Genomic DNA, 328 nt, shown 5'->3' on the forward strand with positions numbered 1-328 from the left:
ATTACCCCAGCACCACTAACCATCAGCGCTGGCTTGACAGCCAACAACAAGGTATATGACACCACTACAGCAGCAACCATTGCAGTAACTGGTAATCAAGTGCTCGAGGGTGTTCTAGGTGTTGATGCTGTAACTGTGTCTTCAACCGGTCCTTATACAGGCGCAACATTTAGCCAATCTAACGTAGGCTCAGGTTTAACAGTAACCCCAGGTACTTCATCTACCGTGATTAATGGTGTGACTTACACCACTATGGCTGGCGTAACTTTGACTGGCGCTGCAGCGGGTAACTACTATGTTGCTGGAGTAGGGCCACAGACTTTAACTG

Annotated in this window: 1 protein-coding gene; it reads left to right on the forward strand. The window is 48.2% G+C overall.

Translation table 11 applies throughout. The annotated features are described in order from the left end of the window. A partial coding sequence (locus ICN23_RS09675; protein WP_216232044.1) for a YDG domain-containing protein occupies positions 1 to 328 on the forward strand: 328 nt, incomplete at both ends.

This window comes from Polynucleobacter sp. MWH-Jannik1A5, assembly GCF_018881795.1.
GTDB lineage: Bacteria > Pseudomonadota > Gammaproteobacteria > Burkholderiales > Burkholderiaceae > Polynucleobacter.